Annotated in this window: 12 protein-coding genes; 9 read left to right on the top strand and 3 right to left on the bottom strand. The window is 55.7% G+C overall.

Going from position 1 to position 12,880, the window contains the following annotated elements; all coding sequences use genetic code 11:
• Positions 1-29 precede the first annotated feature (29 nt).
• Positions 30-1,097, bottom strand: coding sequence for a heat-inducible transcriptional repressor HrcA (gene hrcA / locus FJ695_RS03855; protein ID WP_141188560.1), 1,068 nt, complete (start codon positions 1,095-1,097; stop codon positions 30-32).
• 173 nt (positions 1,098-1,270) lie between these two features.
• On the opposite strand from hrcA, the gene rph reads away from it, so the two are divergent.
• From rph to FJ695_RS03810, 9 genes are all read left to right on the top strand, one after another.
• Positions 1,271-1,984, top strand: a complete 714-nt coding sequence (rph, locus tag FJ695_RS03850; RefSeq protein WP_141184206.1) for a ribonuclease PH — start codon at positions 1,271-1,273, stop codon at positions 1,982-1,984.
• Between the two features lie 13 nt (positions 1,985-1,997).
• On the top strand, positions 1,998-2,636 hold the full coding sequence (rdgB, locus tag FJ695_RS03845) for an RdgB/HAM1 family non-canonical purine NTP pyrophosphatase (RefSeq protein WP_141184205.1): 639 nt from the start codon (positions 1,998-2,000) through the stop codon (positions 2,634-2,636).
• A 6-nt stretch (positions 2,637-2,642) separates the two neighbouring features.
• Entirely contained in the window at positions 2,643-3,806 is a 1,164-nt protein-coding gene (hemW, locus tag FJ695_RS03840; protein WP_141184204.1) for a radical SAM family heme chaperone HemW, read from the top strand.
• A 282-nt stretch (positions 3,807-4,088) separates the two neighbouring features.
• Positions 4,089-5,648, top strand: coding sequence for a polyhydroxyalkanoate depolymerase (gene phaZ, locus FJ695_RS03835; protein WP_141188559.1), 1,560 nt, complete (start codon positions 4,089-4,091; stop codon positions 5,646-5,648).
• A 165-nt stretch (positions 5,649-5,813) separates the two neighbouring features.
• Complete coding sequence (locus tag FJ695_RS03830) at positions 5,814-6,239, top strand: DUF2852 domain-containing protein (RefSeq protein ID WP_141184203.1); 426 nt, start codon at positions 5,814-5,816, stop codon at positions 6,237-6,239.
• 145 nt (positions 6,240-6,384) lie between these two features.
• Positions 6,385-7,116 carry a M48 family metallopeptidase gene (locus FJ695_RS03825; protein WP_209010909.1) on the top strand — a complete coding sequence of 244 codons (732 nt, stop codon included), beginning with the start codon at positions 6,385-6,387 and terminating at the stop codon, positions 7,114-7,116.
• 63 nt (positions 7,117-7,179) lie between these two features.
• Complete coding sequence (locus tag FJ695_RS03820) at positions 7,180-7,602, top strand: hypothetical protein (protein ID WP_209010908.1); 423 nt, start codon at positions 7,180-7,182, stop codon at positions 7,600-7,602.
• A gap of 13 nt (positions 7,603-7,615) precedes the next feature.
• A complete protein-coding gene (locus tag FJ695_RS03815; RefSeq protein WP_168206257.1) occupies positions 7,616-8,488 on the top strand; it encodes a dienelactone hydrolase family protein in 873 nt (290 codons plus the stop codon).
• Positions 8,489-8,670: 182 nt separating this feature from the next.
• Positions 8,671-9,516: a dienelactone hydrolase family protein gene (locus FJ695_RS03810; RefSeq protein WP_141184200.1), complete on the top strand. Its 846-nt coding sequence runs from the start codon at positions 8,671-8,673 to the stop codon at positions 9,514-9,516.
• A gap of 17 nt (positions 9,517-9,533) precedes the next feature.
• On the opposite strand, the gene FJ695_RS03805 is transcribed toward FJ695_RS03810, so the two are convergent.
• Both FJ695_RS03805 and FJ695_RS03800 read right to left on the bottom strand, forming a co-directional pair.
• Positions 9,534-11,810 (bottom strand): transglycosylase domain-containing protein, encoded by a 2,277-nt coding sequence (locus FJ695_RS03805; RefSeq protein ID WP_141184199.1) that lies wholly within the window; start codon positions 11,808-11,810, stop codon positions 9,534-9,536.
• 139 nt (positions 11,811-11,949) lie between these two features.
• Positions 11,950-12,873, bottom strand: a complete 924-nt coding sequence (locus FJ695_RS03800) for a GNAT family N-acetyltransferase (protein ID WP_141184198.1) — start codon at positions 12,871-12,873, stop codon at positions 11,950-11,952.
• Between the last annotated feature and the right edge of the window lie 7 nt (positions 12,874-12,880).

The following is a 12,880-nucleotide window of genomic DNA, read 5'->3' as shown; positions in this document are numbered from 1 at the left end:
TGGGCGAGAGTTGCGGGGTTGTTCAAGCCCTAGCCCAAAATCTTGCTCACAAGGCGGGCGGTGTAATCGACCATCGGAATGACACGGGCGTAGTTCAGCCGAGTGGGGCCGATGACACCGAGCGCACCGACGATCCGTTGATTGCTGTCACGGTAGGGCGAGATCACCAAAGACGAACCGGAAAGCGAGAACAAATTGTTTTCCGAGCCAATGAAGATCCGGACACCATCGCCTTGTTCGGCAAGTCCGAGAAGCTGGATCAGATCGCTTTTATTTTCCAGATCATCGAAGAGCAGTTTGATCCGTTCCAGATCTTCCGCCGCTTCCAGATCGGACAGGAGGTTGGACCGGCCGCGGACAATCAAGGTTCCAGGATCGCTCATGCCGTCCTCGCCACTCCAAACCGCCAGGCCGGCATCAATAACCTTCTGGCTGAGCTGGTTGAGCTCGGCTTGATCTGCGGCCCGCACTTTTTCAAGTTCGGTCCGGATCTCACCGATTGTCCGGCCTTGAATTTTGGCGTTGAGGTAGTTTGACGCTTCGACCAATGCGGAGGATGGCAAATCCGGCGGCAGGTCTACGACACGGTTTTCGACAGTGCCATCTTCACCGACCAGGATGGCCAACGCTTTCAACGGTTCGATGCGAACGAATTCGATGTGTTTCAGCCGCATGTCCGACTTGTGGGTCAGAACGACACCCGCCCCCATGGAAAGACCCGAAAGCATCTGGCTGGCTTCGGTCAGCACCTGTTCAGCTGAATTGGCCTGCTGGGAGGCTTTGACCTGGACATCGATCTGGTGACGCTCGTCCTGGGTGAGGTCACCAACTTCCAGAAGTGCGTCGACAAAAAATCTCAAACCGATTTCGGTCGGCAAACGCCCGGCGCTGGTATGCGGTGAATGCAGAAGGCCCATGTGCTCCAGGTCCGACATGACATTGCGGATGGAGGCGGGTGACAAGGAAATGCTGGGATTGCGCGAGATATTGCGGGAGCCGACGGGTTCTCCGGTCTCCAGATAGGTTTCCACGATCGAGCGGAAGATGTCCCGGGATCTTCTGTCGAGGTCGCTGAGGCTCAAAGTGTTTGTCTCCATCGCGGCGGCCGGGAGATCCGGCGAACCAAAGTCCTGTTCTTCAAGATATAGGCGCAAAATGGTCCAGAGGTGAAGCTTGGCCTTTACGCCGCCGGGAAATGAGGTCTACAAGGCCGTTAACAAATAAGGCGGGCTGGCTGCTTCGCCGATTTCAAAGGTTGAAAGGGAGAGCCATGCGTCCGTCAAAACGCGCTGCCGATGAACTCCGTGCTGTCACGCTTGAGCGTGGCGTATCCAAACATGCTGAAGGCTCCTGCCTGGTGAAATTCGGCGACACGCATGTTTTGTGCACAGCCAGCCTTGAAGAGCGGGTCCCGCCCTGGCTGCGCGGCCAGAACAAAGGTTGGGTGACGGCGGAATATGGCATGCTGCCACGCGCAACCGGCAGCCGCATGCGCCGGGAAGCAAGTGCTGGCAAGCAGTCTGGCCGGACTCAAGAGATCCAGCGGCTGATTGGCCGATCCTTGCGCGCCGTCGTCGATTTGGAGGCACTGGGCGAGGTACAGATTTCTGTCGATTGTGACGTCATCCAGGCCGATGGCGGCACACGGACTGCCGCAATAACCGGTGCCTGGGTAGCCTTGCGCGATTGCATCGAATGGATGAAGGCCCGGGACATGGTATCCGGCGATGTTTTGACGGATCACATCGCGGCCATTTCCTGCGGTATCTATCAGGACACACCAGTGCTCGATCTCGACTATGATGAAGACAGCACCGCCGAAACCGATGCCAATTTCGTTATTACCGGATCTGGCGGCATCGTCGAAATTCAGGGCACCGCGGAAGGCAAGCCGTTCTCCGAAGACGAGTTCGCTCAACTGCTCGGTCTGGCCAAGGCAGGCATCAATCGTCTGGTTGACTTGCAGAAGATGAGCATTCTCTGAGGATGACAGTGTTATGAGCCACCGCAAACTGGAGCCTGGCAAGCTGGTTGTCGCTAGTCACAACAAGGGCAAACTTCGCGAAATCAACGAGTTGCTTGAACCGTATGGATTTGAGGTGGTCTCGGCCGGTGATCTCGGATTGCCGGAGCCGGAGGAAACCGGCACGACCTTTGAAGCCAATGCGGAAATCAAAGCCGTTGCGGCAGCAACGGTGGCGAACCTTCCGGCGCTTGCTGATGACAGCGGTTTTTGTGTCGCCGAACTCGGCGGCGATCCGGGCATTTATTCGGCGCGCTGGGCTGGGCCGGACAAAGATTTTGCGATGGCTATGCGCACGGTTGAGGAAAAGCTGCAGTCTGCCGGGGCAACAACGCCGGACCGGCGCCGTGGATCCTTTGTCGCGGTTTTGTGCCTTGCTTGGCCGGATGGCCACAAAGAGTTTTTCCGCGGAGAGGTGGACGGCCAAATCGTCTGGCCGCCACGCGGAACTCAAGGTTTCGGATATGATCCGGTGTTCCAGCCGGATGGGCATGAGCGCACTTTTGGCGAAATGACCTCTGAGGAAAAGCATGGCTGGGGGCCGGATACACCGGCTTTGTCGCATCGCTCGCGTGCGTTTGAAATGTTCTCTAAGGCTTGTTTGAAAGGATAAACTTAAGTGGCGGCGAACCCGGCTTCTGAGGGCGGATTTGGGATTTATGTGCATTGGCCGTTTTGCTCAGCCAAATGCCCCTATTGTGATTTCAATTCTCACGTCCGCCATCAGCCAGTGGATCAGGCCCGCTATGCGGCCGCTTTCGAGCGCGAGCTCAGCCATTTTGCAGAGCTGACCCAGGGCAAAACTGTTCAGTCAGTGTTTTTGGGTGGCGGTACGCCCTCCTTAATGGAGCCGGCGACGGTCGAACGGATCCTGACTGCTATTTCCGATCGCTGGTCACTGGACCAGCACGTGGAAATTTCCATGGAGGCCAATCCGACGTCGGTCGAGGCCAACCGCTTCAAAGGCTACCGGTCCGCTGGGGTCAACCGGGTCTCGCTTGGTGTGCAGTCTCTGCACGATACGGATTTGAAACTCCTTGGCCGCTTGCATGACGCGGATACGGCCCGCAAGGCAATAGAGATTGCCCGGTCGACGTTTCCGCGCCTGTCATTTGATCTGATCTACGCCCGTCCAGATCAAACGCTGGCCAGTTGGGAAGCGGAATTGAAGGATGCCATCAGCCTGGCGGCCGATCACCTGTCGCTCTATCAGCTGACGATCGAAGAAGGCACGCCGTTCTACAATCTTTATCACGCTGGCAAATTGAAGATGCCCGACCCGGAACTGGGCGCTCAGTTTTATGAACTGACTCAGAAGGTGACGGAAGCGGAGGGACTGCCCGCGTATGAAGTCTCAAACCATGCCCGGCCAGGCGCGGAATGCCGCCACAACCTCGTTTATTGGCGCTACGGTGATTATGTCGGTGTCGGTCCCGGTGCCCATGGGCGCTTAACAGTGGGTGTCAACCGGATGGCGACCGCCATCGAGCGTCACCCGGAGACTTGGCTGGAAGCAGTCGAGCAGAACGGTCACGGGATGATCGAGTTTGCGGGCTTAAGCGAGGAGGAACAGGGCGACGAATTCTTGCTCATGGGCTTACGTCTTACAGAGGGAATCGACCTGAAACGGTTTGAGGCTTTCTCTCATAGATCCGTTGATCCGAAGCGGCTGAAAGACTTACTCGATCATGGAATGGTTGAGGAACTCGGGGATAACCGTGTGCGTGCGACACGGGATGGTTTTTTCGTTTTGGATGCAGTTGTTGCGGACTTGGCCGCTTGATCGAAACAATTGAACGGCTAAATTATATTTATCACTTTGATTTAAATACAGTTCTTGTTTCATCTGTAACCAGTCATTTCGGCGGCTAAACACGCAACTCACGCGAAAACTGGCAGATTTCTGCGCTCTCCTACCAAATAGCACTATTGCCGGAGGCGCCCACTGTGGCTATCCTGCTGCAATGCAATAGGTGATGTTAAGAAGAACCGGCCGCAACAAATCAGCTGAGGTTTTGCCAATAAGGGGGCAGGCGGCGGCTGCGTGAACAAAGGAGATGCGCCTTTGCCGTTTTACCATCTTTATGAGCTGAACCATGCCGCTATGGCACCGCTGCGGGCAATGGCGGATATGACCCGGCTCTACTTCCAAAACCCACTGAATCCGCTGACTCACACCAGTTACGGGCGCTCGATTGCAGCTGGTTGTGAAGTTCTGGAGCGGACCACCCGGCGCTATGGAAAACCGGAATTCGGTTTGGATGAAACCGTCGTCGGTGGTGTCCGTGTTCCTGTCAGGGAAAACATTGTTTGGGGCCGTCCGTTTTGCGATCTGATCCACTTTGAGCGGGGTGTTACTTCGCACCGCAACGATCCAAAGATCCTTATCGTGGCGCCGATGTCGGGCCACTATGCCACGCTTCTGCGCGGCACGGTCGAAGCCTTGATGCCGAATGCCGATGTATTCATCACAGATTGGATTGATGCCCGCATGGTGCCAATCCAAGAAGGCAAGTTCGATCTGGATGACTACATCGACTACATCATTTCGATGTTGCACTTCCTGGGGCCCGACACGCATGTCTTGGGCGTCTGCCAACCGTCCGTTCCGGTTTTGGCGGCTGTTGCAGTCATGGAGGATCGCGAAGATCCTTATGTGCCAGCAACCATGACCTTGATGGGGGGGCCGATCGACACCCGGGTCGAACCGACGGCGGTGAATGATCTTGCCGTATCCAAGGGCATAGAGTGGTTCAAGAACAACGTTGTCATGAAGGTACCATTCCCGCACGCCGGCTTTATGCGGGATGTTTATCCGGGATTTTTGCAGCTCTCCGGGTTCATGGGCATGAATCTCGACCGTCATGTGACGGCACACCGGGACTTCTTCCAGCATCTGGTGGAAGGCGACGGCGATAGCGCTGAAAAACACCGTGATTTTTATGATGAATATCTGGCGGTCATGGATCTGACGGCGGAATTCTATCTGCAAACGGTCGAAACGGTTTTCATTGACCACTCCCTGCCGGAAGGCAAAATGCAGCACAATGGCCGTTTGGTGGACTGTTCCAAGATCACTCGGACAGCGTTGATGACTGTTGAGGGCGAAAAAGACGATATCACAGGCCGGGGTCAGACCCGGGCAGCGCACGATCTTTGCGTCAATCTGTCTGATGAGATGAAGGCACACTACGAGCAGCCGAATGTCGGCCATTATGGTGTGTTCAACGGATCGCGCTGGCGAGCCGAGATTGCTCCACGGGTCATGGATTTTATTCAATCCAACCGGGCAGGCGCCAACGAAGCACCATCGGCTCCTGCCAAGGCCAAACCGTCTGCCAATCCTACAATGGCCTCCGCCAAGCCGAAAACAGCCGGCGCGTCGCTTGAAAAAATCCTTTTGGCAAAACCGAAGGGTGTTGCAGACGATCTGAAGGCGATCAGCGGTGTCGGACCTAAGCTGGAAACTGCGCTTAACGAAGCCGGCATCTTTCATTACTGGCAGATCGCGTCGTTGACAGATGAGCAAATCGAAGCTCTTGATTCCAAATTGGATTTCCGTGGCCGTATGGCTCGGGACAACTGGATTGCTCAGGCGCAGTCACTTGCAGAAACGGTGAGCTGACTAAAGAAAAAGATCTTTTGTTGGGGTCATAAGAATCCCCGCTGGCAACAGCGGGGATTTTTTCGTTTTGACGGCACCGCACAACGTGATTTGGATCACAAATCCTTGAAGGACAGCCCATCAATCCCCACGTCTCAATCGTGGATGTCTTGAATGGATAGGACTATGACGACGACCAAAAGCTGTAGGATTAAACCCGCCTGGACGCCGATGACCGTTGGTCTGATGGTGCTTGGGTTTGTGGTATTCTGGCCGCTTGGCCTCGCCATGCTGGCCTACATTTTGTGGGGTGACCGGTTCGAGGGCATGGCCCGCGATGCCAAAGATCAATGGCGGGGCAGCCCGCTGAAAGGAGCATTCGATCAAATGAACAAACCTTCTTATGGGCGGACTGGCAATCTTGCTTTCGATGAGTACCGGGAGCGTGAGTTGAAACGTCTTGAAGAAGAACGGGCGAAAATCGACGCCATGCGCGCCGAGTTCGATGAGTTCATGACCGAATTGCGCCGGGCGCGTGATCAGGAAGAATTCGATCGCTTCATGGCCAACCGCCGCCGTCCGGCTGGTGGTGCAGAAGCAAATCCAGCCTGATAACTATCCTCCCAGACCCGCTTCCTCCCAGGCGGGCAGACCGAGAGCGGTGCCTTTCAAAGGCGCCGCTTTCGTCCTTTTGAACGGCCGGTGTTCTCGCATAAACTAGCCGCAACTGATTCGCTCTTCATCCATGGGAACCAAATTGCGCGCCCGCAAAATCACCTTGCCCGACCACATTGAAATTGATGCCGGTGATACGCCGGTAAAGATCCGGCTGCGGGCTAACGCACGGGCACAGCGGTATTTGCTGCGCATTCCAGCTGACCATTCCGGGCCGGTATTGACCGTGCCAAAAGGGGGAGATCTTTCCCGGGCCGAGCGCTTTGCGCGCCAGCACATTAGTTGGCTGATCGAACGTCTTGAAGGCCGGCCGGAGCAAGTCACGTTGAGTCCGGGAGATTTTGTGCCGTTGCGCGGTGAGGATCATCTGATTGTGCCGACCGGAAAGCTGCGCGGACTTGTTTCCAAAGGTGAAGCGGACTGCGGTTCCCCCGCCCTTCTGGTACCCGGAGCCGAGGACCACATCCCAAGAAAAGTCACATCCTGGCTGAAGGGCGAAGCCAAAGCGGATCTGACCGCCCGGGCGGAAGAACATGCAGCCAAAATCGGCAAAAAAATCGCCGCGATCAGTGTTCGCGACACCAAAAGCCGTTGGGGATCCTGCGCGTCGAATGGCCGTTTGTCGTTTTCCTGGCGCCTGATACTGGCGCCACCGGACATCCTGGATTATGTGGCCGCCCATGAGGTGGCGCATTTGAAGGAAATGAACCACTCAGACCGGTTTTGGCGGTTGTGCGAAGAGCTTGCGCCGCAGACGCCGGAGGCCCGTGTCTGGCTGAAAGAACACGGTTTGCGCTTGCACGGCTACGGCTGAAAATCAGTTGCTTTTTGCCGGATATGTGGTTCGCTTGATCCTGGAAATGGCTGGGAGGCAAAGATGCGGTTCACTGCAAATGCGGCGATTGTCAGCGCAATTCTATCTGTTGGGCTTGCCACGGGGGCGGACGCTCTCGCAGACAGCTGCTGGAACCATAATGGGTCCCTTATGCGGCTGCAGGCGGAGGGAAATCAGCGTTGGCTGTCTTATGAAATTCCAAGACCTGTTCTAGCCAATGCGGGTGTTCAGCCGGGCACACTGTTATTCAACGGCATTAAAAACGGAAATTGGTACTCAGGAACCGCGCGGGTATTCTCAAAATACTGCCCCGGAACACCTTTGGAGTATCTTGTGGAAGGTCCGGTCCGGGAAGATCAGCTTCAAGTGACGGTACATGGCACACGGGAAGTCTATAACCGTTGCCAGCCGACTGGCCGTTTTACAACTGATACGCTGGTCTTTACCTATAGTCACAGGTGTTGAGGGTGGAAATTATATGCGAACAATTTTGCGTAAGAGTTTTTCGATTTGGGTGAAAAATCTATTTTTCTTAGCAGTTTTTGTAGCTGCATTTGTTGGTTTACAGCAGCAGGGATTTGCATTTGAACACTATGACGTTGTTCATTTTCCTGCTGCAGAGGTCAATAAGACTTCAGAAACAAAGGGTGACCGTAACGGCTATCCGTTGTGGGGACATTTGGGACGTCCAGCAGGAAAAGGTCCCCACCCGGCCGTCGTTTTGATGCATGGATGCGGCGGCATTCAGCAGATGCATTTCGACTGGGCCAAGACGCTGAATGCGGATGGATATGTAACACTGGTCGTTGATAGTTTCCGGCCGCGCAGTCTCATTCAACAATGTGGAGGCGGATCGACGGCTGCTTCCCCAGCCGGACGTGTATTAGATGCGTATGGTGCCCTGGAATTTCTGCGCGGGCAAAATGACGTCGATCCAGACCGTATCGGATTGATGGGCTGGTCGCATGGCGGAATATCCGCGCTATCAGCCGTTACTGACAATGGTGTCGGAGCGACGTTCCCTGCTGAATTTCAAACAGTGATCGCACTCTATCCACACTGTGTTGCATCACGGCGTTTCACGAAACCGGTGGCCGTAATCATCGGTGCTTCGGATGATTGGACCTCAGCAGCCTCATGCGAGAACTTACAGAAACAAACTCAAAGCCACTCGCATGTGTTGGATTTAACAGTTTATCCCGATGCGTTTCATGGGTTCGACAATCCTATGTTTGGATCGGGCTTTTTTGTGCCAGGCGCCCCAGGGCAAAAACACTGGCTTCAATACAATAGAGCGGCGCACCAAAAAGCCGTTCAAAGGACAAAACAACTACTTGGCGAGAGGCTGTGATCAGGATCAGAAGAGCGGGACAGCAACTGCTGAGTGATACTCCAAGCTTAAGGATTTGCACCTATAAGATGCATAAACCGGAATTGCGTCTTTGATTGAGCAAGTGATCGCAATTTGGTAAAATCTGCCAAGCGCGAGAGGCGCGCCAAAGACCGTGCTGGGGGGCAGGTTTGGGAGCCCCCATGAAACGCATTTCTATCATTAAAACTGCTGGCTTTGCTCTTATTGCAGGCCTTTTCCTTCAAACCGCGCCTGCATCGGCAGGTTTCGGGTTTGATGTCGTGCATTTTTCAGCTGCTGCAATGCCGGGCGGTGAAACCACCAAACCGGAGCCAGAGAACCAGATTTGGGGCCATCTTAAGCTGCCGTCTGGCCAAGGGCCGCATCCGGCCATCGTCTTGATGCATGGCTGCAGCGGGATACAGCAATCGCATTTCGATTGGGCGCATAAGCTAAATGATGCGGGGTTTGCAGCGCTGATCGTCGACAGTTTCCGCCCGCGCAGCATTGTCCGCCAATGCGGCAGTGGCATTGCAGCCGCATCTCCATCCGGCCGTGTGCTGGATGCTTATGGCGCACTTCAGTATCTTTCAAGACAGTCTGACATCGATGCGGACCGGATCGGTTTGATCGGCTGGTCCCATGGCGGCATCGCAGCACTGTCTGCTGTCAGTGAAAACGGTATTGGCGAAAGATTTCCAGAAACATTCCAGAGTGTTGCGGCGTTTTATCCGTATTGCATTACCGGACGGACCTTCTTCCGTCCGGTCTCAATACTAATTGGTGAAGAAGATGACTGGACCCCGGCGGCCGATTGCCAGAGGCTGAAGGCTGGAACGGAAAACACCGAGCATGAAGTCGACTTGACGCTTTTGCCTGGTGCTACCCACGCCTTTGATAATCCGGATGTGGGCGATGGGATCCGTATTCCAGGTGATACCGGGCGTTTGCACTGGCTCAAATATGCGGCGGACGCGCATCAAACGGCCATCCAGACCATTAAGGTGTTTTTCGACGAAAAACTCTAAAACGAGAGCGCCAGGCTCTAACCGCCACCACCGAAGAGGTTGCGCAATAAGTTCAGCGGACCTCTTCGTTCCCCGCTGTCGCCAAGCGGTGCTGGCGGAATGGGGCCACTTTCTGCGTCGGTGTTGGACGGCGGTGCAACGGGACGTTTCGGCGCGGACACTGAGACAGGCACGTTTGGTACGCCCGGGAGGTCAGCGGCAGGCAGTTTCGCGTGCGCTTTGTCCATGACTTCTTTCCAGACAACGGCTGGCAATTTGCCGCCCGAAGCTTTTTTGGTCGGCGAATTGTCGTCGTTGCCGAACCAAACCGCGGTGGTCATGTTGCCTGTGTAGCCAATGAACCAGGCATCGCGGAAATCCTGACTGGTGCCGGTTTTACCGCCAGCGGGCCGACCGTTTTCCAGTCTGGCTTTACGCCCGGTGCCGGTCAGGAGCGTTTCCGACATCATCAGGTTCATATTACCGACATCGCGCCGCTCGACAACGCGGCCGCGTCCGTCACCGGTCCGGGAATACAGCGTTTTACCGTCAACGGTTTTGATCCGCCGGATGATATGCGGCAGAACACCATAACCGCCGTTTGAAAATGGAACATAGGCCGCGGCAATTTCCAGTGGTGTGACCTCTGATGTTCCAAGCGACAACGATAGGTTTCGCTTCAAATCTGAGTTGACACCGAGCCGTTTGGCCGTGGAGGCCACATTTCCGGCGCCAACCTCATAGGCAAGCCGGGCGGCTACAGTGTTGAGCGACAGACTCAAGGCGCGCGTCAGGGTCACGGGTCCATAGTATTGTTTGGTATAGTTTTTCGGTGACCAGCCGCCGATTGTGATCGGTTGATCCTGGCGCACCGTTTGTGGGGTCATGCCGTTTTCCAGCGCAGCCAGATAGACAAACGGTTTGAATGCAGATCCTGGCTGACGTTTGGCGTAAACGGCTCTGTTGAACTGGCTCTTGGAGTAATCAGCCCCGCCGACCATGGCTTTGACGGCGCCGGCTGTATCGATGGTGACAATCGCTCCCTGCGAAACCCCGAACGTTTGGCGGTAGTCCTTCAAAGCATTGCGGAGCGTGGTTTCTGCAGCGCTTTGGATTGCCGGATCAATAGTGGTGTCGACAATGATGTCGCCCTCGATTGAGCCGACAAAATGCGGCAGCACGTCCACAACCCAATCGGCCGCATAGTTTTCGCTGGCGGTGGTGTGCCGGCGGACGACTTTTGCAGGGGCCGCGAGCGCGTTCTTGGCTTCTTCGGCGCTGATGTAACCTTCTTCGTGCATGGCTGCGAGAACGAGCTGGGCCCTGTCTTCAGCCAAATCCGGGTTACGCGCGGGGGAATAGCGCGATGGTGCTTTCAAGAGGCCTGCAATTGTCGCGGATTCGGCAATCGTCATCAGCCGGGCGGATTTTCCGTAATAGCGGCGGGCTGCAGCATCAACACCATAAGCACCTGATCCGAGATAGACCCGGTTCATATACATCTCCAGGATTTCATCCTTGGAGTATTTAGCTTCCAGCCAAAAGGCGAGCACCAGCTCCTGGATCTTCCGCTTGATCGTCCGGTCCGGCTCTAGGAAGAGGTTCTTGGCCAGCTGCTGGGTCAAGGTGGACCCGCCCTGGACCAGCCGTCCGGTGGTGAAGTTGGTTACCAGCGCACGTGTCAAACCGAGGGGATCGATGCCGAAATGCGACCGGAACCGCCGATCTTCGATGGCAATGACGGCATTCGGCAAATACGGCGGCAGTTGTTCCAGCCGCACAGCTTCACCGCCGGTATCGCCTCTGTTGGCAAGCAGCTGGCCATTGGAGGCAACGATCTTGATGTTCGGCGGACGGGTTGGAACCTGCCATTCCGAGGTTGGCGGAAGGAAGGCGGCATAATAGCCGATTACACAGACCACGGCGATCGTGGCCCAGATGCCGAGAACAGCACCCCAATAAACGCCGCGCTTGATGAGCCGGCCGAGGAACGGTGTAAAGGACGACCGGGATTTGCGTTTCTGGCTCCGGCGTTTGGCTCCGGACCGGCCGCCGCGTCCACCGGATTTTCCGCCAGACGCCTTACCTTTGCCGCGCTGGGAGGTGGCTTTGGCAGATGACGGCTTTTTGGACTTTGAAGATCCGGAGGATTTGGATTTCGGTTTAGCCTTGGTTCCGGATTTGGACTTTGACCGGGATTTGCCGGATGGGCCACTGGGCCGGTCGTCCGGACGCAGCCGCAGGTCCAGCAGACTGCTGCTGGCCGCGCCGAGTGTCGGCTCTACCCGTGCCTGGCGTTTCGCCCGTGGCGCCATCAATTACCGTCCCATAACCAAGTGTCTGGAAAGCTCCAGATATCCCCGGTCATGATCCTAGAATGCGGCAATTTAAGGGGGCGTTAAGCCTTGCAGTTTTTGGCAGGGATTATCAGCGATTCGAGCGCACGGTATGTGTTCAGCTGGCGTAGCGGCTCGCGTCGGCACCGTAGTAGTTGACGTACCGAGTGTTCAGTTCAGAAACCGGCATGACAATTAGGACATCTGTGGTGCAGAATTGATGATCCACGACCGCGCCATCACCAATGAAAGCCCCGAGGCGCAAGTAGCCCTTGATCAGCGGCGGCAAAGCCCGCAAGGCTTCTTTTTGATTGATATCGTTTGCAGGTTGCCGGTTCATGTCCACGAACCGGTCCTCGACCGCCCGAACCCGCCATTCTTCCGGTGCTCGGGCATGGTGATGGAGAAAAGACAGTTGGCCGGAGATTTCGTCAAGATCGGTCCCTTCAATCGACGCACAGCCGAGCATCACGTCGATCTTGTGACGCAGCACATAAGACCAGAGTCCGTGCCATAGCAGCTCGATCGTTTTTTTGTTCCGGTAGGGCTTAAGTACACAGGACCGGCCAAGCTCCATGAAACGTTTGCCCGGATTGGCGTCGATCAAGGCTTGGATGTCATATTCACCGGACGTATAGAATCCGCCATGTTGATCCGCAATTTCCTGCCGCAGCACCCGGTAGGTGCCGACAATTTCCGGCTTCAGGCGTCCGAGTTTGTTGCGCTTCAGTGAGGCATGGTCAACGACGAGAAGATGATCGCAATAGGCATCGAAGGGATCGGCATCCCTGCGGGTTGCCAGAGCCTGCGCATCGGCAATGGCCGACATTTCTTCATAGAAGACTTCATACCGCAGCCGCTGCGCTTTTTTGACTTCCTTGAAGTTGCGCGCCATGCGCACCTCTAAAGAGCCAATTCGGCCAAGGGTTTCGCCGGTCTTTACGGGTAACCTGACAACATTGCGCGGCATTGCTATGGTCGGGCGCACTGCAGGCGTAAATTTCCGCACCAGTTTTCTGGGAGAAAATGGGTTCTGGCGCATATTGGAC

The sequence above is a fragment of the Labrenzia sp. PHM005 genome, assembly GCF_006517275.1.
In the GTDB taxonomy this organism is placed as follows: Bacteria; Pseudomonadota; Alphaproteobacteria; order Rhizobiales; family Stappiaceae; genus Roseibium.
The sequence above is the reverse complement of the archived record's forward strand: the minus strand, read 5'-3'. Positions and strand labels throughout refer to the sequence as shown.